Origin of the sequence: Roseinatronobacter alkalisoli (assembly GCF_028745735.1) — a bacterium.
Taxonomy (GTDB): domain Bacteria; phylum Pseudomonadota; class Alphaproteobacteria; order Rhodobacterales; family Rhodobacteraceae; genus Roseinatronobacter; species Roseinatronobacter alkalisoli.
The window spans coordinates 44312-66920 of the sequence record NZ_JAQZSM010000003.1; the positions used below are offsets into that span (position 1 = coordinate 44312).

At 61.3% G+C, this 22609-nt stretch carries 23 protein-coding genes; 3 read left to right on the top strand and 20 right to left on the bottom strand.

Going from position 1 to position 22609, the window contains the following annotated elements:
- Positions 1-36 precede the first annotated feature (36 nt).
- The 6 genes from PUT78_RS04400 to PUT78_RS04425 form a co-directional block, all read right to left on the bottom strand.
- Complete coding sequence (locus tag PUT78_RS04400) at positions 37-420, bottom strand: DUF2237 family protein (protein WP_274350952.1); 384 nt, start codon at positions 418-420, stop codon at positions 37-39.
- A gap of 78 nt (positions 421-498) precedes the next feature.
- Positions 499-1542, bottom strand: coding sequence for a DUF2332 domain-containing protein (locus PUT78_RS04405; RefSeq protein WP_274350953.1), 1044 nt, complete (start codon positions 1540-1542; stop codon positions 499-501).
- Complete coding sequence (gene pth / locus PUT78_RS04410) at positions 1539-2219, bottom strand: aminoacyl-tRNA hydrolase (protein ID WP_274350954.1); 681 nt, start codon at positions 2217-2219, stop codon at positions 1539-1541. Before pth ends, PUT78_RS04405 begins: the two co-directional genes overlap by 4 nt.
- A gap of 430 nt (positions 2220-2649) precedes the next feature.
- Positions 2650-3267 (bottom strand): 50S ribosomal protein L25/general stress protein Ctc, encoded by a 618-nt coding sequence (locus PUT78_RS04415; protein ID WP_274350955.1) that lies wholly within the window; start codon positions 3265-3267, stop codon positions 2650-2652.
- 146 nt (positions 3268-3413) lie between these two features.
- Entirely contained in the window at positions 3414-4583 is a 1170-nt protein-coding gene (locus tag PUT78_RS04420; protein WP_274350956.1) for an alpha-hydroxy acid oxidase, read from the bottom strand.
- A gap of 104 nt (positions 4584-4687) precedes the next feature.
- The gene (locus tag PUT78_RS04425; protein WP_274350957.1) at positions 4688-5224 is read right to left on the bottom strand and encodes an SRPBCC family protein; all 537 of its coding nucleotides are present in this window, start codon (positions 5222-5224) and stop codon (positions 4688-4690) included.
- Positions 5225-5378: 154 nt separating this feature from the next.
- Between PUT78_RS04425 and PUT78_RS04430 the strand changes: the two genes are divergently transcribed.
- A complete protein-coding gene (locus PUT78_RS04430; RefSeq protein WP_274350958.1) occupies positions 5379-6044 on the top strand; it encodes a GntR family transcriptional regulator in 666 nt (221 codons plus the stop codon).
- A 361-nt stretch (positions 6045-6405) separates the two neighbouring features.
- Here the strand turns inward: PUT78_RS04430 and ftsH are convergent, their stop codons facing one another.
- From ftsH to pyrC, 11 genes are all read right to left on the bottom strand, one after another.
- Entirely contained in the window at positions 6406-8328 is a 1923-nt protein-coding gene (gene ftsH, locus PUT78_RS04435) for an ATP-dependent zinc metalloprotease FtsH (protein WP_274350959.1), read from the bottom strand.
- Positions 8329-8539: 211 nt separating this feature from the next.
- Positions 8540-9811: a tRNA lysidine(34) synthetase TilS gene (gene tilS, locus PUT78_RS04440; RefSeq protein WP_274350960.1), complete on the bottom strand. Its 1272-nt coding sequence runs from the start codon at positions 9809-9811 to the stop codon at positions 8540-8542.
- Positions 9802-10656, bottom strand: a complete 855-nt coding sequence (locus tag PUT78_RS04445; protein ID WP_274350961.1) for a tetratricopeptide repeat protein — start codon at positions 10654-10656, stop codon at positions 9802-9804. The genes tilS and PUT78_RS04445 overlap by 10 nt, the downstream gene beginning before the upstream one ends.
- Positions 10657-10660: 4 nt before the next feature.
- Positions 10661-11200 carry a peptidoglycan-associated lipoprotein Pal gene (gene pal / locus PUT78_RS04450; RefSeq protein WP_274350962.1) on the bottom strand — a complete coding sequence of 180 codons (540 nt, stop codon included), beginning with the start codon at positions 11198-11200 and terminating at the stop codon, positions 10661-10663.
- 58 nt (positions 11201-11258) lie between these two features.
- Positions 11259-12584, bottom strand: a complete 1326-nt coding sequence (tolB, locus tag PUT78_RS04455) for a Tol-Pal system beta propeller repeat protein TolB (protein WP_274350963.1) — start codon at positions 12582-12584, stop codon at positions 11259-11261.
- Entirely contained in the window at positions 12581-13807 is a 1227-nt protein-coding gene (locus PUT78_RS04460; protein ID WP_274350964.1) for a cell envelope biogenesis protein TolA, read from the bottom strand. The genes tolB and PUT78_RS04460 overlap by 4 nt, the downstream gene beginning before the upstream one ends.
- A 22-nt stretch (positions 13808-13829) precedes the next feature.
- On the bottom strand, positions 13830-14300 hold the full coding sequence (gene tolR, locus PUT78_RS04465; protein WP_274350965.1) for a protein TolR: 471 nt from the start codon (positions 14298-14300) through the stop codon (positions 13830-13832).
- Positions 14301-14303: 3 nt separating this feature from the next.
- The gene (gene tolQ / locus PUT78_RS04470) at positions 14304-15002 is read right to left on the bottom strand and encodes a protein TolQ (protein ID WP_274350966.1); all 699 of its coding nucleotides are present in this window, start codon (positions 15000-15002) and stop codon (positions 14304-14306) included.
- Between the two features lie 103 nt (positions 15003-15105).
- The gene (gene ybgC, locus PUT78_RS04475) at positions 15106-15510 is read right to left on the bottom strand and encodes a tol-pal system-associated acyl-CoA thioesterase (RefSeq protein WP_274350967.1); all 405 of its coding nucleotides are present in this window, start codon (positions 15508-15510) and stop codon (positions 15106-15108) included.
- A 27-nt stretch (positions 15511-15537) separates the two neighbouring features.
- A complete protein-coding gene (locus PUT78_RS04480; protein WP_274350968.1) occupies positions 15538-16206 on the bottom strand; it encodes an orotate phosphoribosyltransferase in 669 nt (222 codons plus the stop codon).
- A 12-nt stretch (positions 16207-16218) separates the two neighbouring features.
- On the bottom strand, positions 16219-17256 hold the full coding sequence (pyrC, locus tag PUT78_RS04485; RefSeq protein WP_274350969.1) for a dihydroorotase: 1038 nt from the start codon (positions 17254-17256) through the stop codon (positions 16219-16221).
- Between the two features lie 204 nt (positions 17257-17460).
- On the opposite strand from pyrC, the gene PUT78_RS04490 reads away from it, so the two are divergent.
- Positions 17461-17874, top strand: coding sequence for a hypothetical protein (locus tag PUT78_RS04490; protein WP_274350970.1), 414 nt, complete (start codon positions 17461-17463; stop codon positions 17872-17874).
- Between the two features lie 381 nt (positions 17875-18255).
- Here the strand turns inward: PUT78_RS04490 and PUT78_RS04495 are convergent, their stop codons facing one another.
- Positions 18256-19260 carry a phosphoadenosine phosphosulfate reductase gene (locus PUT78_RS04495; protein WP_274350971.1) on the bottom strand — a complete coding sequence of 335 codons (1005 nt, stop codon included), beginning with the start codon at positions 19258-19260 and terminating at the stop codon, positions 18256-18258.
- Positions 19261-19287: 27 nt separating this feature from the next.
- Positions 19288-19440: a hypothetical protein gene (locus tag PUT78_RS04500; RefSeq protein WP_274350972.1), complete on the bottom strand. Its 153-nt coding sequence runs from the start codon at positions 19438-19440 to the stop codon at positions 19288-19290.
- Positions 19441-19700: 260 nt separating this feature from the next.
- Here PUT78_RS04500 and PUT78_RS04505 point away from each other — a divergent pair, with 260 nt between their 5' ends.
- Positions 19701-20723, top strand: a complete 1023-nt coding sequence (locus tag PUT78_RS04505) for a hypothetical protein (RefSeq protein WP_274350973.1) — start codon at positions 19701-19703, stop codon at positions 20721-20723.
- A gap of 47 nt (positions 20724-20770) precedes the next feature.
- Here PUT78_RS04505 and lepA read toward each other — a convergent pair whose 3' ends face one another.
- Positions 20771-22570 (bottom strand): translation elongation factor 4, encoded by a 1800-nt coding sequence (gene lepA / locus PUT78_RS04510; RefSeq protein WP_274350974.1) that lies wholly within the window; start codon positions 22568-22570, stop codon positions 20771-20773.
- Positions 22571-22609: the final 39 nt, after the last annotated feature.

The following is a 22609-nucleotide window of genomic DNA, read 5'->3' on the forward strand; positions in this document are numbered from 1 at the left end:
TGATGTTGCCTTCAGCTGCGCGCAGCTTGTCGCTGTTCATTCCGGATCGCGCGCATAGTGTTTCAATATGGCAAGCGGCACAATGTCCAGAGCGCGCTGATGGGTGGAACGCAGGCGTACCAGCGGGGCGACATTTTCGTCATGCGCCTGCAAAAACCGTGCGGCGCACAGGCACCAGTAATCCCCCGGTTGCAGCCCGGGAAAACCATATTCGGGCCGGGGCGTTGACAGATCATTCCCCAGATATTTGGAATAAGCCAGAAATTCCGCAGTCATCCTGACGCAGACAGTGTGGCTGCCCTGATCCTGGGCGCAGGTGTCGCAAGACCCGTTTCTGAAGAACCCCGTCATCGGATCGTGCGAGCAGTTCTCCAATGTGCCGCCCAGAACATTCACGGATGGTGCCATATTCAGACTCATGCGTTTACTCCTGCTTCCTGTGGCCTGCGTTGGTCAGCGTGACAGAAAATCGGCCAAGGGCAAGGCAAAGCGACAATTTCAGGCAGGAAGTGTGGGTGCGCGCCAATCCACCCAGGCGCCATGAAAATCCACGCGCCCGAAATCCAGACATTCGCCGCCAGGCCACAGGGTCAGCGTCAGTTTCGCGCCTGGTTGCTGGCCGTCATCTTCCATGGACAGATGTGCCATCGGCTCATCCGGGCGCAGCCGCGCCCCGGCACGCGCCAGTGCCGCAGTGCCCCGCTCTTGCAGGTCGGGGTCCAGATATTGCCAGACGATGGTGTGATAAACCAGATGCAGCGCCTGTGGCAGGGGACGCGACAGGCGTTGTTCCAGCCAGTCAATCGCGCAACCGCGCGTAATTTCGGGCCGCAACGTCGCGGCCAGTTCCAGCGCCTGCGTTGTCCGGTTCAGCCGGTCACGCTGATCCGCCCAGATATAGCTAAGCAACCGCAGCCTGTCGGTTTCAGGGTCCAGCGGGTTCAGGTCAACGCCCGCACGCGCGCGGATGATGGGCTTCGCCATCGGCGGTGGTGCGCCGTGCCATTTCGGTGTCAGGGTCAGTGCGGCATCATCCGGCCCGTAATCGGCGCCATCCACCTGCAGGGCATAGCGATCCCATATCAGGTTCAGCCCGGCGCTGCTGCCGAGTTCCGACAGCACCAGCGGGCGGTTGAAGGCCGCAGTCAACCAATGTGCAGCGGCAATGACAACACTTGAACGCCGCAATTCATTGGTCTGGGGGGCGTGGTCCAAAGTGGCAAGGATGGTGCTTTCATGCAGGCGCAGCAGCGCGTCAATCGCGCGCCACAGTTGAAGATCGGGCACAGTGTCCGGCGCGGAATACAGCCTTGCCAGAATGGGGGCCTGCCCGCGCAGCACCAGATAATGCAACGCACCGGCAAGGCGCAGCGCCACAGCATCAGGTCTCAGGCGGTTCTGCGGCCAGTACAGCAACCGGTCGGCAACTGCGCGCCCCGGTGCCAGCCGGTCGGCAATAAGTGTCAGAACGCGCGCTGTCAGCGGCGATCCGAGGGCGGCACAGGCGGCTGCCTGCTGGCGCGCATGTTCCCGGAATGTCATTTGAAGCGATCCATCAGCCGTTGCAGCGGGCTTCGCATATCGGCTGGGGCGGCGTCGGGCTGCTGGGGGGTATGCTTTGGCGCATCAGGTTTCGGGGTGGGTTTGCGCGCAGGGGTAGTGCGCAGCGCCACAAGATTGGCGAATCGCGGGCCATCGCCGGTGGCCAGTGCCGCAGCCCCGTCCGCGATACCCTGCAACAGAAGATCCAGCCATTCCTGATCGGATTTTGCGAAATCCGACAATACATAGGCCGACACCCGGTCTTTGTGCCCGGGGTGGCCAATGCCCAGGCGCACACGCGCGTAATCTGCGCCGAGATGCGCGTGAATTGACCGCAACCCGTTGTGCCCCGCATGGCCGCCACCTTGTTTCAGGCGCATCTTGCCGGGGGCAAGGTCCAGTTCGTCGTGGAACACCACCAGATCAGACAGGTCCAGCTTGTAGAACCGCATCGCCTCGCCGACGGATTGCCCTGACAGGTTCATGAATGTTCCGGGCTTCAGCAGGACCAGTTTCTCCGCGCCCAGCTTGCCTTCGCTTACCTCTGCCTGAAACTTCGATCGCCACGGCGAAAAACCGTGTTCCGCCGCGATGCGGTCAACGGCCATGAAGCCGATATTATGCCTGTTGGCGGCGTATTTCGCCCCCGGATTGCCCAGACCGACAAATAGTTTCATATGACATATCCCCTGTCTGCGCCGCAGCATAAAGGTGCAGCGCAGGCGTGAAAAGCGCCGAACGTGCATTACCCCATTCCCGTTACAGGCAATAGCGGTAATCGGCTTGGGAGTCCGTGAAACGACAGGTGCCGAATTATAGACAAAGCCCGCGCCAGCGGTGGGCCGGGGTCTGCCGGTCCGACGTTATAGAAGTTCACTTTATGCAGGCGGCATGCTCCTAAGCTCAACGGCCTGGCATGACGCCAGCAAAACCGGCAGGCCGCGGGACGGCCCACCGGTGGCGCGGCGGCCTGTCGGCCTTGTTCCGCGCTTTGGGGTGGGCGATGGCGCGCGTCGCGCCCTTACACCCCTGCGACCTGAGCCGCACAAAAAAAACGAGGCACCCCGAAAGGTGCCTCGTAATATAACCGGGAATGTCGAAACGGCCTTATTCTTCGGCGGTTTCTTCCTCTTCTTCGTTGTCGGATGCAACCAGCGCGCGCGGCGCGGCAATATTTGCGATCACGAAGTCACGGTCGATTGTCGATTTGGTGCCTTCGGGCAGGTCGATGGCCGAAATCGTGATTGTGTCGCCGATTTTCAGACCTTCCAGATCGAAAACCAGTTTCTCGGGGATTTCGCCAGCCAGCACGTTCAGTTCCACCTCGGGGCGGACAACTGTCAGCATGCCACCGCGTTTCAGACCGACGCATTTTTCATGGTTGATGAATTCAACCGGAATAAACAGGTTGATCCGGCTGGTGCGGCGCAGGCGCATCAGGTCAACATGTTCGGGCAGGCCATTCACGACATGGCGCTGAATACCGCGACAGATCACGCGCACATCTTCCTGACCTTCGACCTTCAGGTTGAACAACCGTGACAGGAAGCGACCAGCCTTCAGCTGCTTGATCAGGTAGTGATAGTTGAAATTCACAGCCAACGGTTCTGCACCGCCACCGTAAACAATACCGGGTACTTTATGCTCACGACGAGCTTGACGAGCGGCCCCCTTGCCTGTCCCCGTCCGTACCTCGGCCAAAAGATCCGGGATCTCACCAGCCATTGGAATTCTCCATATGTTACAAGTTTAAATGCCCGCCTCCAAGGGTGCGGGCTGTAAGTCAGGCGGCTATAGGGCAGATTCGGTGGGTTGAAAAGGAAAAAAGGGTTTTCCCGCCCCTTACGCGCGCCTGAGCGGTCAGGATGACATCACAATGGCACTGTCGGGTCGCCAAAGCCCTGCGGGACATACAGGTTATGCGGCCCAAGGTTACGGATATCGGTTTCCCCGCACAGCGCCATGGTGATGTCCAGTTCCTTATGGATGATTTCCAGCGCTTTGGTGACACCGGCCTGACCCATCGCGCCAAGACCATAGGTAAAGGCCCGCCCGATATAGGTGCCGGTCGCGCCCAGTGCCAGCGCTTTCAGGACATCCTGCCCCGACCGTATGCCGCTATCAAGATGCACTTCCACCTTGTCGCCCACCGCATCCATAATTGCAGGCAACATGCGGATGGAACTGACCGCACCATCAAGCTGGCGCCCGCCATGGTTGGACACAATGATCGCATCCGCGCCGATTTCAACTGCGCGGCGCGCGTCTTCCGGTTCCATGATGCCTTTGACGATCAGCTTGCCGCCCCACCATTCCTTGAATTGCGCGATGCGTTTCCAGTCAAGCGCGACATCGAACGCTTCCGCTGTCCATGTGGACAGTGATGACGGGTCAGTGACCCCCTTGGCATGGCCTACGATATTGCCGAAGAACCGCCGCTTCGTGCCCAGCATTTCCAGCCCCCACGGGACTTTTGTCATCATGTTGGAAATGGATTTCAGGGTCAGTTTGGGCGGGGCCGACAGGCCATTTTTCAGATCCTTGTGGCGTTGGCCCAGAACCTGCAGATCCACCGTAACAACGACGGCCGAACATTGCGCTGCACGCGCCCGCTCAAACAGGCGGCGCATGAAATCATCATCCTTCAGCGTATAGACCTGAAACCAGAAAGGTTTTGTCGTGTGTTCCGCAACATCCTCGATGGAACAGATCGACATCGTTGACAGGGTGAAGGGCACACCGAAAGCTTCGGCGGCGCGGGCGGCCTTGATTTCGCCATCGGCTGATTGCATTCCCGTCAGCCCGACCGGGGCAAGGGCCACGGGCATGGCAACATCCTGCCCGATCATGCGTGACGCGGTGCTGCGCCCCGACATATCAACCGCTACGCGCTGCTTCAGCCGGATATGGCTGAAATCGCGGATGTTTTCGCGGAATGTCTGCTCGGTCCAACTGCCTGATTCCGCGTAATCATAGAACATGCGCGGGGTGCGCCGTTCATAAATACGGCGCAGATCCTCGATATTGGTGATGACTGGCATGATGTCCCCCCGCCTGAAATCGCGAACAACCCGAAATTGGTAAAAAATTATTACCTGATCAGGATGGAACGCGCAAGCCAGTCTCTGCGCAGGCTTCGCGCCAATTATCTGCCAAGAATGCGACTGGTCCAGGATTTTGGTTTTTCAGGCGCTTCTTCAGGCGGTGTTTCAGCGTCGTCATCAGGGGCGGGGTCTTCCGGTCCCTCCAGCTGTGCCTGAAAGCGGGTGAAGAATTCCGTTGCCATGCGGCGTGCAAAGCCATCGACAACCCGGCTGCCCAACTGGGCAAGCTTGCCCCCGACAGAGGCATCAACACCATAGTGCAGTATGGTGCCGCCATCATCTGTCGGTTCCAGCCGCAGCTGCGCCTGCCCCTTGGCGAAACCTGCAACGCCGCCCTTTCCCTCGCCGATCAGGGTGCAGCTTTCGCCCGTGACCACATCTGCCATAGTGACCATGCCTTTGAATGTCGCTTTCACCGGGCCTACTTTCTGAACCACCACGGCTTCATAGCCTTGATCAGGGGTGCCGGATAATTCCTGACACCCCGGCACGCAGGCTTTCAGCACATCTGCATCGAATAACGCATTCCAGACCTGCTGCGGCGAGGCTGCGATCTTGCAAGTATCGTTCATCTGCATCGGGGGAGTCCCTGTCTTTGCCAAACCATAGCCGCAAGCCTAGGGTATTTGCCGCGATCTGAAAATCGCGCTTTGGTCGTAGCAGGTTGCGGGCAGGGATGCCCATGTCAGGACGCGCATTGACGCGACGCTGATTTCGTGATCACAATTTTCCATGCCAAAATCCGTCCTGCGCCCCACTGTTCCCGCCGAATCCGCGCCCTTGTCTGCACATGACAGGGTGTATCGCGGCCTGCGCCAGCAAATCATGCATGGGGAATTGCCGCCCGGACATGCGCTGACCCTGCGCGGGATCGGCAAATCCTTCGGGGTCAGTATGACGCCTGCACGGGAATCCGTGCGCCGCCTGTCGGCGGAAGGAGCGCTGACACTCTCGGCGTCGGGGCGTGTGACCACACCGGAACTCAGCAATGAACGCATTGAGGAGCTGGCCTCGATCCGTGCGCTGCTGGAACCGGAACTTGGCAGCCGCGCCTTGCGGCGGGCGCATCTGGCCTTGATTGACCGGATGGATATCATCAATGATGCCAATGCCCGTGCGGTGAACCAACAAAACCCTGTGGAATATATCCGCACCAATCTGGAATTTCACCGCACCTTGTATCTGCGCGCGCAAAGCCCGGCCATGCTGGGGCTTCTGGAAACAGTGTGGTTGCAGCTTGGTCCGACCATGCGCGCGCTTTACACGCGCTTGCGCCGCACGACAGCACCGCCGCATCACCGCCTGATCCTGGAAGCGTTGCGCGCGGGCGATGATGCCGCGCTGCGCCTGGCCCTGCGCACCGATGTAACCCAGGGGCTGCGGCATCTTCAGGCGTGATTTGACTGCCCGGCGCGGGTTCAACGCCGTTTGCGTGCGGGCGGCGCAAGCGCGTAGCGGGGAATTCCCAAAGGCGCGGAGCAAAGGCCGATAGGCCGCCGCACCACCGGTGGGCCGTCCCGCGGCCTGCCGATACCGCCAGCGTCAATTCAAGCCTTTGATGCCGGAGTTATGCAGCCAGCATAAAGCGCATCCCTATAACGCCGGACCGGCAGACCCCGGCCCACCGGTGGCGCGGGCTTCGTCCGCCACGCGCTGTTTCAGCACTGCTTCGATCCGTTCCATATTTCCACCGGACAGGGCAAGGCGCCAGCAAAAAGCCCCGGCACATGGCCGGGGCTTTTGTTTGTATCTCAGTCCCTTACGCCGAGGGTTCGGGTTCCAGACCGTCACCGCCTTCGTCGTCGCGTTTGCGGCCACGGGTTTTGGGGATTGCCGCAACTGACGGGGTGCCGTTGCTGGGGGTGTCAGCATCATCATCGCCGCGGTTCAGCGGCTCACCACGCATGACACGCGCGATTTCCGGCCCGGTCAGGGTTTCATATTCCAGCAAGCCCTGCGCAAGGTTTTCCAGATCATTGGCATGTTCGGTCAGGATTTGCTTGGCAGTATCATAGCCTTCCTGCACCAGTTCGCGCACCTTGTCGTCGATCATTTTCTGGGTCATGCCGGAATGGTTGGACCCACCGCCATAATTGCCAAGATAGCTTTGCTGTTCATTGGCATAATCGACATAGCCCAGTTCGGGGTCAAAGCCGAATTGCGTGACCATGGCGCGCGCGATCTTGGTGACCTGCTGGATGTCACTTGCCGCACCAGAGGTAACGGCATCCGGGCCGAATATCAGTTCTTCGGCCACGCGCCCGCCCATCGCCATGGCGATCTTGGACTTGTATTTGCGATAGCTTACCGACAACTGGTCGCGTTCGGGCAGGGACAGCACCAGACCCAGCGCGCGCCCGCGCGGGATGATCGTCGCCTTATGGATCGGGTCATGTTCCGGCACATGCAGGCCGACCACAGCGTGGCCAGCTTCGTGATAGGCGGTCAGTTTCTTTTCGTCCTCGGTCATGACCATGGACCGGCGTTCCGCGCCCATCATGACCTTGTCCTTGGCGTTTTCGAAATCTTCCATCGTGACAAAGCGACGGTTGGAACGTGCGGCCATCAGCGCGGCTTCGTTCACAAGGTTCGCCAGATCAGCGCCCGAGAAGCCGGGCGTGCCGCGTGCGATGATACGCAGATCAACATTCGGCCCCAACGGCACCTTGCGCGCATGCACGCCAAGAATACGCTCGCGGCCCTTGATATCGGGATTGGGCACCTGCACCTGGCGGTCGAACCGGCCCGGGCGCAGCAGGGCAGGGTCCAGCACATCGGGGCGGTTGGTGGCCGCGACGATGATGACGCCTTCATTCGCTTCGAACCCGTCCATTTCAACAAGCAACTGGTTCAGCGTCTGTTCGCGTTCGTCATTGCCACCGCCGTAACCCACGCCACGCGACCGGCCCACGGCGTCAATCTCGTCAATAAAAACGATGCAGGGCGCGTTTTTCTTGGCCTGCTCGAACATGTCGCGCACGCGGCTGGCACCGACACCCACGAACATTTCTACGAAATCGGACCCCGAAATGGTGAAGAAGGGCACGCCCGCTTCGCCTGCAATCGCGCGGGCCAGCAGCGTTTTACCCGTACCGGGAGGACCGACCAGAAGCGCGCCCTTAGGGATTTTCCCGCCCAGACGGCTGAATTTCTGCGGGTTGCGCAGGAATTCGACGATTTCTTCCAGCTCGTCCTTGGCTTCGTCAATGCCCGCAACATCATCAAAGGTCACGCGGCCATGCTTTTCCGTCAGCAGTTTCGCCTTGGACTTACCAAAGCCCATTGCGCCGCCGCGCCCGCCACCCTGCATGCGGTTCATGAAATAGATCCAGACACCGATCAGAAGCAGGAAGGGCAGCCACAGCATCAGCGTGGACAGGAAGCCCGATTGTTGCTGCGGACGCGCCTCCACCGGGATTCCGGCATCCAGCAGGCGTTCGGTCAGGCCTGCGTCATCTGGTCGCACTGTCGAATATTGCTGACCGTCACTGCCGACAAACACAATGCGTTCGCCATCAATCGTGACACGGCTGACGGCGCCCGAATCAACCCGCTGCACGAAATCCGAATAATTCACGCTGCGCGCCGATGATGTGCCCTGACCATTGCTGAACATGTTAAAAAGCATGATCATCAGCAAGAACAGCACGATCCAGAAAGCAAAATTCCGTGCGTTACCCACGCGCGTCTCCTTTGTATTGAAAAGTGTGCGGGTCCAGTCCGGCCCAAAAGCACGCAATGCCGCCCACAATTCGCGTTTTTGCCGCACCTGGGGTGCGGATTTACCTGTTTTCGCGCCATCTGGCGCGGTCTGGAATTCTGTCGCACCCCGAAGATGCGCTTATACCCTTGTTACATAGCTATTAGTCTTGTGCAATCAATCCACGATCTGCTCAAATATGCGCATTCAGCCCGTCATGACATGGTTTTGCCTGCCATCCGCAGGCGGTCATGGCCAGTGGCGCGGCAACAAGCGTGGTGTCGCGCCAGATGGCGGGACTGGCCAGCAGCGACGCATAGGGCAGGCGCCACGCGCTGCGCGGGCGGCATTGATCTGCGCCCTCTGGCCCCAGTGCGGCAATATGCAGGTTCTGCATATCATCGGGCGGGGCGGTGACAGGCAGCACGCGCCAGCGCCCGTCCCATGGCGCGCCAAGCGGTGCGCGCAACGTCGCAACGGCGCTGTATTCGCGGGTGATACGCAGCTTGCCCTTGCTGCGTGTCAGGATGCAGCCATGAAGCGTGGCCCGCGTCTTGCAGGCAAGCGCCGCGTTCAACGCATCCAGACGCGGGCGATAGGGATTACCGGAAATGGTCTGCAAGGCCCGCGCGACAAGCCTTGTGCGCGTATCGCGGGGCAGGGCCGCCAATGCTTCCGCGTCGAAAATGAAATCGCCATGATCCTGTGTCAGAATGGTCTGCGCCTGTGTATCGGCCAGGAAATCAAGGCTTTCGCGGGCGGCCTGCATGCGTTCTGCCGTTGCCGCCAGCCGCGCAGCGTCCAGTCCCAGCACGGCCAGATGCTGCAATGCCTGCCGCGCCTTGATCCGGTCAAAGCCGGTATCAAGATTGGACGGGTCTTCGGCCCAGTCCTGTTGCAAAGCGCGCAGATAGTCGCGCAATTCCGCCCGGGCCATGGCCAGCAACGGGCGCAGCCATCTGGTGCCGTGCGACTGGTCCTGCGCAGCAATGCCGGTCAACCCTTCGACCCCGGACCCGCGCGTAAGGCGCATCAGCAATGTTTCGGCCTGATCATCGCGCGTGTGGCCCAGTGCCACGCCGTCCAGCGCGTTGGCCTGCGCCCATTCTGCCAGCAAATGTTTACGAGCCTGCCGTGCCATGTCCTGCAGGTTGCCGCGCCGGTCCCAGCCGCGCCATGCAAGCGTCTGATGGGGCAGGCCGAGAGCAGTTGCGCTGCGTGCGACCATCGCAGCCTCGGCGGCGGAGCCGTCACGCAAGCCGTGATCGACGGTTGCCACAAACAGTTCGCAGCCCTGCGCGGTCGCCCAATCTTGCGCCAGCCGCATCAGGGCCATCGAATCGCCCCCGCCCGAAACCGCCAGACCCAGACGCCGGAGGGGGGCGTTTTGGTACGCCCGCGCCATTTCGGCGGCGAATGCGTTTTGCAGCCTGTTCCGACCGGTATCTGCCCGCGTCAGGGGCATGCGTTCCGGCCATGGGCCTCGCGGGCATCAACGGCCTGTGCGGCATCCGGGAAACGGGTAAACAGTTCCTCGAACATCACGCAGGATTCGGCCATTTGTCCCAGCCGCGCCAGACTGTTGCCCAGTTCCAGAAGTGCGGGCGGGGCGTCCGGCCCTTCGGGATTGGCCAGATACAGGTTCAGCCATGTGCGCGCCGCATCGGATTCCGCGCCGCTGTCGCGCTGCGCTTGTGCCAGCAGCGCACTTGCCTGCGCGCCAAGCGGACTGCCGGGATAGGTTTCCAGAAAGACCGACAGCGCGGATTTGGCTGCATCGGTATCGCCTTCGTCGATCAGTGCTTGCGCGGCATCAAAGGCCGCGCGTTCGCCTGCGGCAAGCTGCGGCGCGGCTTCGGGATCGCTGACCCCATTGCCCGTAGCGGCGGCGGCACCGGTTCCACCGCCAAGCGGGCGCGTGGGCGGCAGGGCGGATGTATCCCCGCCTTCCAGTTCGGTCAGGCGGAATTCCATATCCCCGATCCGGTTGGATGCATCATCCACGACCTGACGTATGCGGTGTTCCAATGCCTCGGCCCGCGCGGTCAGACTGGCCAGTTCCTGACGGGTGCGTTCGATCTGGTCAATCACGCTGCCGTCGAACCCCTGCAGGTTTTCCGGACTGCCCGCACCAGAGGACAATTCCGCCGCCAACCCCGCCACAAGCGCACTCAGGGCGCTGATTTCGCTGCGCAACTGGGCAACGCTGTCGCCCTGTTGCGCCGCAGGGGGCGTTTGCTGCGCGAATGCCGGGGCCGAAACCGGCCCCAGCATCAGAATGGCGATGGTCGTGATCCGCAGCATGCGCATGATGTTACCCCGTCAGACCGCCGGAAATGACCGTGACCGAACGGCGGTTGATGTCCCAGCAGCGTTGTGCAGCGCAGGCTTCAACAGGGCGTTCCTTGCCATAGCTGACGGTGCGCATACGCCCGGCGCTGACCCCCTGGCTGACCAGATATTGCAGCACGGCATTCGCGCGGCGTTCACCAAGTGCCACGTTATATTCGCGGGTGCCGCGTTCATCCGCATGACCTTCGACAATGATGGCGTATTGCGGGTTGGAATTCAGCCAGCGCGCCTGAGCGTTCAGCGTTTCGCGCCCTTCCGTGGTCAGGCTGGAGCTGTCGACAGTAAAGAACACGCGATCCCCGATGCGCTGGTTGAAATGCGCGATCGAGCGGGGGTCATTGGGGTCTCCCAACTCGCCTGTGCTGATGCCGGTGCCGTAGCCGCTGTCATTGCCGAAGCCATCGGCCCCGCCACCGCCGAACGTGCCGCCCGCGCGGGGGTTGTTACAGGCTGCCAGCGCCAGTGCGCCCAGCAGAAGCAGTGATTTCGTTGTCAGGTTCATGATCTATTCCTTGGTCTTGAGTGTTGTATGTGCTGGTTGTGTGGTTCAGGGGGCGCGATTATGGTCGCAATGGTCCCCATGCCGGGTCAGAGGCAGGGCCTTGTGTCGGCACGCGGCGCAAGTTGCGCCCCGTAATATCGACCGAGTAAATTGCCGGGTCGCCGCCCTGCGCTTCGCGGGTAAACATGACTACGCGACCATTGGGCGCCCATGTCGGCCCTTCGTCAAGATACGACGCCGTGAGCAGCCGTTCTTCCGACCCGTCCGTGCGCATGACCCCGATATGGAAACGCCCGGCATTCGATTTGGTGAAGGCAATCAGATCACCGCGCGGCGACCATACCGGTGTCGAATACCGCCCCTGACCGAAACTGATACGCCGGGCCTCGCCGCCGCTGGCGGGCATGACATAGATCTGGCTGGTGCCGGAACGGTCGGATTCAAACGCGATAAACCGCCCGTCCGGTGAAAAGCTGGGGGCAGTTGCGATGGATGGCGAATTGGTCAGTTGCGTTTGCTGACCACTGCGCAGGTCGATGCGGTACAGGTCGGTATTGCCGCCGCGCGCCAGCGAATAAACCAGCGATTGCCCGTCAGGCGCAAAACGCGGCGAGAAGGTCATTGCGCCCTGCTGATCCCCGAGCATCTGGCGCTGCCCGCCGGGCAGGGTCAGCAATGCAATGCGCGGGCTGCCGGAATCATAGCTGGTATACACTACCCGGTCGCCAGTAGGTGACATGCGTGGCGCGATGGCAAGCGTGCGCCCGTCGGTCAGGTATTGCACATTCTCGCCATCCTGATCCATGACAGCCAGACGTTTGCTGCGGTTGTCACGTGACCCGGATTCCGCAATGAACACAACGCGGCTGTCGAAATAGCCATCTTCGCCCGTAATCCGGTTATAGACCGCATCCGACACTTTATGTGCCATGCGCCGCCAGTCGTTTTCCGTGCCTGCAAATTGCAGCCCCTGGCCCAGTTGCTGGCCCGACACCACGTCATAGACGCGGAATTTCACATTCATCCGGTTGCCGGACACCGACACGGCCCCGGTAATCAGCGCCTGAACATTGACCGCGCGCCAATCAGCAAAGCCGATGCCAGCATCAAAGCTGGTGATCCGCGCGATATGGGCCTGCGGCGGGACTTCGCGGAACAATCCGGTACCGGTCAGGTTTGCGACCACCACACGCGCCAGCGCATCCGTGTAGCGTGCGCCGGCGCTGTCTTCGGCAACAAAGGCGGGCACGGCAATCGGCATCGGGTCTATGACCCCTTCGGTGATCTGAAGCCGCAGGGGCTGCGCCTGTGCAGTTATGGGGGTCATACCCACCGATGCCAAAGCAAGGGCAAGCGCTGGCAGAATCTGGAAAATCCGTTTCATCTGAGTCTCATGCCTTCAGGGTTGAATGTTATCTCTATATCACGCCAAGCATCATATTGCGCGGGGGGAAGGCCATAGCCGTCCCCTGCACAGCGGATGATTGCGCGTCGCGCCACTTCGAATGCCTGATTCACCGCCGCTTCGGACCCGCCGGATGAACCGACGACGCGAATCGTACCTTGTTCGGGCATGGCCGAAGGCGTCATCGAAAACCCGACTGTGACAGTGACCTGCAGCGCCTCTGTCGACAGTGACACGATGTTCCAGCATTGCTGGATCGCCAGCCGCAGCGCATCTGCCTGGCTGGCTGACAACCCTGCGCTGACAGGTGCGGGCGTACTTTCTGCCAGCGCCGCGGCCAGCGCATCATTGATGGCATCCGCGGGCGGTGCTGCGGGTTCAGGTTCGGGGTCTGGTTGCGGTGCGGGGGCAGGCGTGGGTGTCGGCTGCGGTGTTGGCGTTGGTGTGGGGGCGGGTGCCGCAGCGGTTTGCGCGGGTTCCGGGGCGGGCGCAGGGCGGTCCGGCCGGGGGCGCGGACGCTGGCTGATATTGGGGGCCGCCGCCGCGCGTTCGGTTGAACTGTCGTCCGTTTCGGTTGCTTCGGTCACGATTTCGGTCGTGGCTTCGGGCGGGGCGGTTTCGGGCTGCTCCTGTTCGGGCACAGGCTGTTCCTCACCCGGGTCAGGGGTTGTTGCCGGTTGCGCGGCGATGTCGGTCTGCGCGTCTTCGGGCGGGGTTTCACTGGGGACCGGGGCCACGCGGTCAACAGGGCGCGGGCGGGGGCGCTGGCTGGCCCCCGGTGTGGTTTGCGGTGAAAAGATCACCCCTGTTGACGGTGCCGCCGGTTCCGGCTGCGGTGCAGGTTCGGGGGCGGGCTGTGGCGTTGGTTCCGGCGCGGGGGCAGGTTCGGGTTCCGGCACCGGGGGTGGTGTCGGTGCAATCGGTTCCGGCGCAGTGATTTCCGGCTGCGGTGCGGGTTCCGGCTGCGGCTGGGGCGCTGGTACCGGCTGCGGTGCAGGCGGTGGCGCGCTTGCAGGCGCGGAAAGGGCGGCGAATTCCTCGGATGATATCAGCGCGACATCGGTCACAGGAATGCTGGCCGCATTGTCAGGGGCCTGAAACAGGTCAAACAGCATGACCCAGGCGATCAGCGCAATATGCGCCACGCCCGAGACTTTCTGCCCCGTATCCAGACGTGATATGATGTCTACAGCGACTGCCATGTGCCAGACCGGCTCTCTCACATCAGTTCAGCTGCCCGTCGAAGCGCGGGCCGCCTTGTTCGGTCACCAGACCGATATTGTTGAATCCCCCCGAATTCAGCGCGCCCATCACCTGAACAACCCGTTCATAAGGAATGGCCCCGTCCGCACGCAGATACACACGGTTGTCGCGCCGTTCGGCTGCGATGGCGCGCAATTGCGGGATCAGGTCGTTCAGGCTGACTTCGGATGACATGATCATGACTGTCCCGTCGGTGCTGAGGGTGACCGAAAGCGGTTCTTCCTGCTCAGCGGGCAAGGCCCCGGCGGATGTACGCGGCAGTTCCACCGGCACACCGACGGTCAGCATGGGGGCGGCCACCATGAAGATGATCAGCAATACCAGCATCACATCAACAAAGGGCGTGACGTTGATTTCGGACATGCGCGCAGCCCCGCCACGGCGCCTGCGCCGCCCGGTTCCGCCACCCTTCTTCAGGAATTGCGCACCCATGGATCAGGTCGCGTCCAACTGGCGCGACAGGATGGTGTTGAATTCATCCGCAAACGCTTCGTAGCCGGAAATGATCTCGTCGGAATCATCGGTCAGCTTGTTGTAGAAAATCGTGGCAGGAATAGCGGCCAGCAGGCCCAGTCCCGTGGCCAGCAGCGCCTCGGCAATGCCGGGGGCGACAACGGCCAGATTGGTGGATTGCGCCAGTGCGATTTCCTCAAACGCGTGTTTGATCCCCCAGACCGTCCCGAACAGCCCGATAAAGGGCGATGCCGACCCGACAGAGGCCAGAAAGGTCAGGCCTTGCGTCAGATCGCGGGATTCCTTGCCGATGGCCACATCCATGGACCGGTCGATCCGTGCCACCGCGCCCGGAATAAGATTTCCGTCCGCGCGGTGCGACCGGCGCCATTCGGTCATGCCCGCAGCAAAAACCCGCTGCGGCGATGTTGCGGGCGCCGGGCCGATCTGGTCATAAAGCTCGTCCAGCGGCTCACCTGACCAGAAGGCGGATTCGAAATGTTCGGCTTCCGCGCGGGCACGCCGGTAGCGGATATGCTTCTGCACGATGATACCCCATGACCAGAAAGAGGCGAGGATCAGGCTGATCATCACCAATTGCACGGTCAATGTGGCGCGCGCGAATAACGCAACCAGAGAGAAGTCGATCTCCTGCGTCATGCTCAGAGTTTGTGGGTCCATGGTCTGCTCACTCGAAATGTGCCGCTTCTCGGGCGGCTTGCTTTGACGCAGAGCATACAGGAATAAAAGCGCCTTACCAACACAAGCGCGTTATACCTTGGGTTTAAATTGTAATATTTTCGTTCAAACCGGCAATCAAACCCGCTGGTAGCGGTTGCGGGCGACCGGACCCGGCCAGACAGACCAGCGTGACCCGCGCTTCAAACAGCAGTTTGCCGCCCCGCAACACGCATTGGCGCAATTCCAGCCGCGCGCCGGTATGCGACTGGTATTCTGTGGTGACATCCAGCAGGTCATCGAAACGGGCAGGGGCGCGGTAATCGGCCACCACCCGGCGCACGGCGAAAACGCCGCCGCCTTCGGCCTTCAGTTTCGCCTGATCAATGCCCAGATCGCGCACCCATTCCGACCGGCCGCGTTCGATGAATTTCAGGTAATTCGCGTAATAGACAATGCCCGCAAGGTCAGTGTCTTCATAATAGACGCGAATCGTAATCCTGTGCGGCATGGGACAGTCCCTTTCTGGCCTGCGGGGTTAACCCGCTGTCCAGTCGCGCGGTGCGCGCAGGAACCCTTCAACCGCGTCCAGTGTTTCGGTGTCGAAATCCCCGCCGCGGCGCGCTTCTGCCAGGACATCCCACCATGTACACAGGTAATGCAGCTTCACACCATGTTCCGCAAGGCGGGGTTCGGTTTCGGGGAAAATGCCGTAATAGAAGATCACCGCCGTATGCGCGCAATCCGCGCCGGTGTCGCGGATGGCATCCACGAAACTTAGTTTCGATCCGCCATCGGTGGTCAGGTCTTCGACCAGCAGCACGCGCTGCCCCTCGGTCATGGCGCCTTCAATGCGGGCATTGCGCCCGTAACCTTTGGGCTTCTTGCGCACATAGGTCATGGGCAGGGCCATGCGTTCGGCCACCAGCGCGGCAAAGGGAATGCCCGCAGTTTCGCCGCCCGCGATATTGTCAAACGCTTCGAACCCTGCATCCTCCATGACGCGGCAGGTCAGGAAATCCATCAGCGCGCTACGGATGCGCGGAAAGCTGATCAGCTTGCGGCAGTCAATATAGGTGGGGGCCTGCAACCCGCTGGCAAAGGTGAAGGGTTCGCGCGCGTTGAAATGCACGGCCTTGATGTCCAGCAACATGCGTGCAGTCAGTCGGGCAACGGTCTGGCGGTCGGGAAAACTGGTCGGGATCATGATGGGCGTGCCTTATTCTGCGACCCGCCAGAACAGCGGGAAACCGGGGTCAAAGACCGTGACCGGCCCGGCGCCGGTTTCGATCCTGGTGGGATAGGTGACAGGGGTGTCGCTGCGTTCCAGTGTCAGCGTGCCGTCATTCACCGGCAGGCCATAAAACGCCGGACCATTGCGCGACACAAAACCTTCCAGCTTATCCAACGCGCCTGCATCTTCGAATATATGGGCCAGAATGGACATGGTATTCGTGGCCGTGAAACAGCCCGCGCAGCCACAGGCGGATTCCTTGGCGTCATCCGTATGGGGGGCGCTGTCGGTGCCAAGGAAGAACCGCGCATCGCCTGATGTTGCGGCCCCCACAAGTGCCAGACGGTGGCTTTCGCGTTTGGCCACCGGCAGGCAATAGTAATGCGGCTTGATTCCGCCCACCAGAATATGATTGCGGTTGATCACCAGATGATGGGTTGTGATCGTCGCGCCCAGTCCTTCAGGCTGGCTTTGGACATAAGCCACGGCATCGGCGGTGGTGATATGTTCCATGACCACGCGCAGGTCAGGGTTCGCGCGGCGGATCGGGTCCAGAACACGGTCAATGAACACGGCTTCGCGGTCGAAAATGTCAATCGCGGGGTCTGTCACCTCGCCATGGGTCAGCAGTGGAATTCCGGCCTGCGCCATCGCGTCCAGCACCGGGCGCACGCGGTCAAAATTCTGCACGCCGGATGCGGAATTCGTCGTGGCCCCGGCGGGATACAGTTTCACCGCTGTGATGATGCCTGCTGCATGCGCGGCGAGCACATCGGCCGGATCGGTTTCTTCCGTCAGATAAAGGGTCATCAACGGGGTGAAGCCATGGCCTGTGACATCCGCAATACGGGTCCGGTAGGCGCGCGCCTGCGCGCCGGTGACCACAGGCGGCACCAGATTGGGCATGATGATGGCGCGCGCAAAATGGCGTGCGGTTTCGGGGGCCACGGCCTGCAACATCGCGCCATCGCGCAAATGCAGATGCCAGTCATCAGGGCGGGGTATGGTCAGGGTCTGCTGCATGGGTGTTCCCTAGCCAAAACCCGCCCGCAATTCCAGCCCGAATACGCGGGAAATGCCGGGATTCTTATGCGTGGTCGGCACCAGCCCCGCGCGGCGTCCGGCAGCGGAAACGCCCCGTGCGGCGCAGTCACTTGACTGACACGCGCGATCAGGCGACTTTAATCCTTGCGCGGCAGGCCATCCGGGGAATGTCGGCAGGGCATCATGGGGCAAGGTCGTATGGAACGGCTGGGCAGGCCTGTCTGGTATGGGTTATTTCTTCTGCACGCGGGCCTTGGGGTCTGGGCGGTGCTGGGGCTGATCGAATTCCTGACACCGGCCCCGGTCGGATTCGGGCTGGCCAACCGCCATTTTCCCGACTGGATGCAATTGCTGCACTGGCTGGCCATCGGCGCGGGCGCATCCGCCTTCATGCTGACCTGGCGGCGCTTTCCGCAGGCCCGGCTGGCGGCAATGGCCGCGGCTTACGGGGTCATGGCCGTGGTCTGCCTGATCCAGACACTTCTGTTTTTGCAGCACCCTGGCAAATGGCGCGATATGGGGCTGGAATACGCGGCCTATCTGGCGATCCTGTGGTTGCTGGCACATCTGCCCCCGGCACCGGGATCGCGCGTCTGAGGCGCGTGGGGCGCTGAAACCACTGGCTCCGTCCCCCGCCAGATTTTTGGACAGCTCCGATACCCGATTCACACTGCCCCCATGGCCTGGATGCTCTGCCCCGATCCGGCGCAATCCCCTGTCCGGCGGAGTTGCGACGGTTGACCGAGGCCCGCTTGCGTCATGCACCAAGCCCGCGTCACCGGTGGGCCGGGGTCTGCCGGTCGCACATTGAAGAAGTTCACTTTATGCAAGCGTCACAACTCCGACCTTCAAAGCGTGAGTCAACGCCAGCCAAACCGGCAGGCCGCGGGACGGCCCACCGGTGGCGCGGCGGCCTGCGGCCTTGACTCCGCGCCTTTGGCAATTTCCAGCAGTTGTTTCAGCCCCGCAAACGCAGCGCTACCGCGACAATTGCTTCTCAGCCTTGCTCTGGCATTTGCGCAGCTTGCGGCTGTCGGATCGCGCCAGCGCGTGATGCGCGGCAGCAAGTGTCAGCGCGGGATGGCGGCTAAGTCTGGCGCAGCGCCGGGTCAGGCGTTCCAGATATGGCGCATCCTCGCGCCGCGCGCGCATCAGCCGATGGAACAACAGCGGTGTCAGCTTCCCTTCGGCGGCGGCGTCAATCATAGGTGCCAGTGCCCCCAGACGCGCTAAAGCCACTGCCGTATCCCGGCCAAGATCGGGGCTGCGCAACAGGGTCACGAAGGGGCGGCGAAACAGGGTTGCATGCATCAGATCCAGCTTGCGCGCGGGATCATGCACAATAAAGGCATTCCGCCCGCCATCCAGCATGGCAGGGGCAAATCCGAAACGGCTGCGGAAATCCAGCCGCCGCGCATCCATGAAGCGGCGGTCCCAACCTGCAATCGCGGGATCAAGCGTTGCCTGCGGGGCAATGGCCAGCACCGTGGCCCCGGCTGCGGCCAGACTATAGGCGCAGGCGGCATAACCACACATGCCTTCGCCGTAGAACAGCACCCGACGGAACCCGTCGAAAAAGCCTGCATCAATCTGGGCGTCGAAATAGTCGCATATTTCCGTGTCGCGGAACCAGCGCGGCTGCCGCGCCACGACCGACAGGCTTGACCAGCCCCGCGCCCGCGCATGCGTGAACCCCATGGGCCGGTGATCGGGCTGGCGTTCGCGAATGGTGGCGATACTTTCAAAGCTGACCAGAAGGGTATCGCTTCCGTCACTATACAAGGCCGCATGGTGCTGCCCCAAAGGGGTGAATCCGCCTGCGTCCGGGTCCAGTTCATCCCCCAGTTCATCCAGCCGGGCCAACCATTCGGAGTCGGTTTTCGCGCTGGCAAGGTTAATTTCCGGGGCCAGCGGTTCCTGCGGCATAACCCGGTCAGCCGGTGCGTCCAGAAGTTGCACATCGTCGTGATCGTGATCGGACATGGCTGCTTCTCCTGCGACAAAAATTCATCAGACACTGGCAGAACGATAGGCGAAAACCACCATGGCCAAAAGCCCTTGCAGGGCGGGAACGGGCGCGCTGCGCGTGGTTTTGCCGCGGATCAGCTTGGTAAATACGACAATGCAGACCATATGCGCTGATTGCACAAAAACAAGAAACAAGCGGTTCACCCCAAACAGAACTTTCGCTATGACTATGTGCAGCGGGGACCGGACGACGCTGGTCTGTAGCCTGTCGTATCGCGGCAATTTGCGACTTGTGGTTCATGTAGTGGCCTCGACCGGGGCGGTTTTGTGTTGATTCCATTCTGAAAATGCGAATTGTTGCACCAACGGCAGGGCAGGCCGGACAGTTTTCGCGCTGTAGCGGAATGACATTACGACCGGACGCGGCGCGGGGCCGGACGAGGGCAGGAGGATCGATGCGGCAAGGGAATATGCCTTCGGGTGTTTTGGGTCGGCTGGGCCGGCAGCTTCTGGCCGCCGTGCTGTCTGCGGGCGTGCTGGGGGCGGCGACGACGTTACGGGCCGAAACCCTGCCGGGCAGTACGCATCCGGAATTTCGCAGCGCGCTGGAAAGCTGGCTGGCCGATGACGAGGCACAATCCCTGCCAGCGCTGGCCCGGCTGGCGCAGGATGGAAATGGTGCCGCGCGCGTTCTGCTGGGGTTGATCGACAAAAAATCCTCCTTGCAGGGGCCATGGATCAGTGCATTGCCGCGTCAGGACAGGATTGCGCTGCTGCGGGCGCAGGGCGGGTTGTCCGGCCGGAACTGGATGGCAGTTGCCGCGCCCGGGATTGACTATGCGCAGCTTTGGAACAGGCTGTGGCAGCTTGACGGTGGGCTGGATATTGCGCAGGGATTTGCCGCCAAGGGCGACAGCCGTGCCGTGCGCGAGGCATTGCTGGTCCTTGCCAGCCGCCAGGAAGGCAGTTTCCCCCCCGAGGTGCTTGCCACCGACTGGTTTCCCGCCGCTCTGTCCTATCTGGTGGCGGAATGGCCCGCCGCGCCGGGTGATATTCCCGCCCCTGATCAGGGCGATCCGCAACTTGGCATGGTCGGCCAGACGGTCGACCATGGTCATTTGCGCACATGGCTTGGACAGGCCGAACTGGCTGCGCCCTTACAGCAGGTCTGTGATATCCAATGCCCGCAGCAATCGCAGGAATGCGCGCTGGCGCTGTATGAAGGGTTGGGCAGCTATCCCGGACTCGTGCGTCTGGGTGCGCCACTGCCTTATCTGGATGCACCAGAGGGGTTTTTCAGAACGCCGCGCGGGCGTGCCAGCCTTGCGCGCCGTATCATGCTGACCCGTTCGACCCGCATGCGAGAGGCGGATCTGGCGCGGCTTGCGGATATCAGTTCCTGCGCCGCGGACTGGCTGTCCAGCGAATATGCGCGTTACGCCTATTCCGTGCCGAACATACCTTTACCAGCGGAATAGGTGTCGAATTTCCAAGGGGCTGAGCAAGGGGCTGAGGGCGTAAACCCTCAGCTATCCATCTTCAGCGCACTTATAAACGCCTGCTGCGGAATCTCCACCTTGCCAAACTGACGCATCTTCTTCTTGCCGGCTTTCTGCTTCTCCAGCAATTTCTTTTTCCGCGTCACGTCGCCGCCATAGCATTTCGCCGTCACATCCTTGCGCAGTGCGGCCAGTGTCTCGCGTGCGATGACCTTGCCGCCGATGGCCGCCTGAATGGGGATCTTGAACATGTGGCGGGGGATCAGTTCCTTCAGCTTCTCGCACATCGCGCGGCCACGCATTTCGGCGCGGTCACGGTGGACCATCATCGACAGGGCGTCCACCGGCTCGTCATTGACCAGTACCTGCATCTTGACCAGATTATCTTCGCGGTAGCCGGTAATTTCATAGTCAAATGACGCATAGCCCTTGGAAATGGATTTCAGCCGGTCATAGAAATCGAACACCACTTCGTTCAGCGGCAGGTCATAGACCACCATCGCGCGGCTGCCCGCATAGGTCAGTTCCATCTGGATGCCGCGACGGTCCTGACACAATTTCAGCACATCGCCCAGGTAATCATCAGGCACCAGAACCGTGGCCTTGATACGCGGTTCTTCGATATGGTCGACATAAGTCAGGTCGGGCATATCGGCAGGGTTGTGCAGCTCCGTTACCGACCCGTCGCGCATATGCACATGATAAACGACAGAGGGTGCCGTGGTGATCAGGTCGATGTCATATTCACGTTCCAGCCGGTCGCGGATCACTTCCAGATGCAACAGCCCCAGAAACCCGCAGCGGAACCCGAAGCCCAGCGCAGCGGAGCTTTCCATCTCATAGCTGAAAGAGGCGTCGTTCAGGGCAAGTTTTTCAACCGCGCTGCGCAGATCATCGAATTCCGCGGAATCAACCGGAAACAACCCGCAGAACACCACCGGAACCGAAGGTTTGAAACCGGGCAGGGGCGTTTCGCAGCCCTTCTTTTCATGGGTGATGGTATCGCCGACCTTGGTGTCGCGCACCTGTTTGATGCTGGCAGTGAACACACCAATATCACCGGGGCCAAGTTCGGGAACATCCACCATCGCGGGTTTCAGCACCGCAAGCTTGTCGATGCCGTATTTCGCGCCTGTCTGCATCATCTTGATGTTGTCACCCTTGCGGATAACCCCGTCCATGACCCGGAACAGCACCACAACCCCCAGATAGGAGTCATACCAGCTGTCGACCAGCATGGCTTTCAGCGGCGCGTTGCGTTCACCCTTGGGGGCGGGCAGGCGTGTGACGATCGCTTCCAGAACATCGGGAATACCAAGGCCGGATTTGGCGGAAATCAGCACTGCATCGGATGCATCCAGCCCGATCACATCCTCGATCTGGGCCTTGACCTGTTCGGGTTCGGCGGCGGGCAGGTCGATCTTGTTGAGCACCGGCACGATTTCATGACCGGCATCAAGCGCGGTATAGACATTGGCCAATGTCTGCGCTTCAACCCCCTGACTGGCATCGACCACCAGCAGCGACCCTTCGACCGCGCGCATGGACCGGCTGACCTCATAGGCGAAATCGACATGGCCGGGGGTGTCGATCAGGTTCAGCACATAGGCCTGCCCGTCATTGGCGACATAATCAATGCGCACGGTATTGGCTTTGATGGTGATCCCGCGTTCGCGTTCAATATCCATCGCGTCGAGCAACTGCTCTTTCATGTCGCGGTCGGACACTGTGCCGGTTGACTGGATCAACCGGTCTGCGAGTGTGGATTTACCGTGGTCGATATGCGCCACGATGGAGAAATTGCGGATGTGCGAAAGCTCTGTCATGGATGCCGATATGTAGGGGAAACGCGCATTGGTCAATAT

Excerpts from the sequence above, each read along its gene's own strand:
- tilS (WP_274350960.1), bottom strand. The coding sequence starts at position 9,811 with ATGCCCCTGACGCGGGCAGATACCGGTCGGAACAGGCTGCAAAACGCA.
- PUT78_RS04445 (WP_274350961.1), bottom strand. The coding sequence starts at position 10,656 with ATGCGCATGCTGCGGATCACGACCATCGCCATTCTGATGCTGGGGCCG.
- lepA (WP_274350974.1), bottom strand. The coding sequence starts at position 22,570 with ATGACAGAGCTTTCGCACATCCGCAATTTCTCCATCGTGGCGCATATC.
- PUT78_RS04495 (WP_274350971.1), bottom strand. The coding sequence starts at position 19,260 with ATGTCCGATCACGATCACGACGATGTGCAACTTCTGGACGCACCGGCT.
- tolQ (WP_274350966.1), bottom strand. The coding sequence starts at position 15,002 with ATGGACCCACAAACTCTGAGCATGACGCAGGAGATCGACTTCTCTCTG.
- PUT78_RS04460 (WP_274350964.1), bottom strand. The coding sequence starts at position 13,807 with ATGGCAGTCGCTGTAGACATCATATCACGTCTGGATACGGGGCAGAAA.
- tolR (WP_274350965.1), bottom strand. The coding sequence starts at position 14,300 with ATGGGTGCGCAATTCCTGAAGAAGGGTGGCGGAACCGGGCGGCGCAGG.
- PUT78_RS04415 (WP_274350955.1), bottom strand. The coding sequence starts at position 3,267 with ATGGCTGGTGAGATCCCGGATCTTTTGGCCGAGGTACGGACGGGGACA.
- PUT78_RS04505 (WP_274350973.1), top strand. The coding sequence starts at position 19,701 with ATGCGGCAAGGGAATATGCCTTCGGGTGTTTTGGGTCGGCTGGGCCGG.
- tolB (WP_274350963.1), bottom strand. The coding sequence starts at position 12,584 with ATGAAACGGATTTTCCAGATTCTGCCAGCGCTTGCCCTTGCTTTGGCA.
- PUT78_RS04420 (WP_274350956.1), bottom strand. The coding sequence starts at position 4,583 with ATGCCAGTCATCACCAATATCGAGGATCTGCGCCGTATTTATGAACGG.
- PUT78_RS04480 (WP_274350968.1), bottom strand. The coding sequence starts at position 16,206 with ATGATCCCGACCAGTTTTCCCGACCGCCAGACCGTTGCCCGACTGACT.
- PUT78_RS04490 (WP_274350970.1), top strand. The coding sequence starts at position 17,461 with ATGGGGCAAGGTCGTATGGAACGGCTGGGCAGGCCTGTCTGGTATGGG.
- pal (WP_274350962.1), bottom strand. The coding sequence starts at position 11,200 with ATGAACCTGACAACGAAATCACTGCTTCTGCTGGGCGCACTGGCGCTG.
- PUT78_RS04405 (WP_274350953.1), bottom strand. The coding sequence starts at position 1,542 with ATGACATTCCGGGAACATGCGCGCCAGCAGGCAGCCGCCTGTGCCGCC.
- PUT78_RS04400 (WP_274350952.1), bottom strand. The coding sequence starts at position 420 with ATGAGTCTGAATATGGCACCATCCGTGAATGTTCTGGGCGGCACATTG.
- ybgC (WP_274350967.1), bottom strand. The coding sequence starts at position 15,510 with ATGCCGCACAGGATTACGATTCGCGTCTATTATGAAGACACTGACCTT.
- pth (WP_274350954.1), bottom strand. The coding sequence starts at position 2,219 with ATGAAACTATTTGTCGGTCTGGGCAATCCGGGGGCGAAATACGCCGCC.
- PUT78_RS04430 (WP_274350958.1), top strand. The coding sequence starts at position 5,379 with ATGCCAAAATCCGTCCTGCGCCCCACTGTTCCCGCCGAATCCGCGCCC.
- PUT78_RS04425 (WP_274350957.1), bottom strand. The coding sequence starts at position 5,224 with ATGCAGATGAACGATACTTGCAAGATCGCAGCCTCGCCGCAGCAGGTC.
- pyrC (WP_274350969.1), bottom strand. The coding sequence starts at position 17,256 with ATGCAGCAGACCCTGACCATACCCCGCCCTGATGACTGGCATCTGCAT.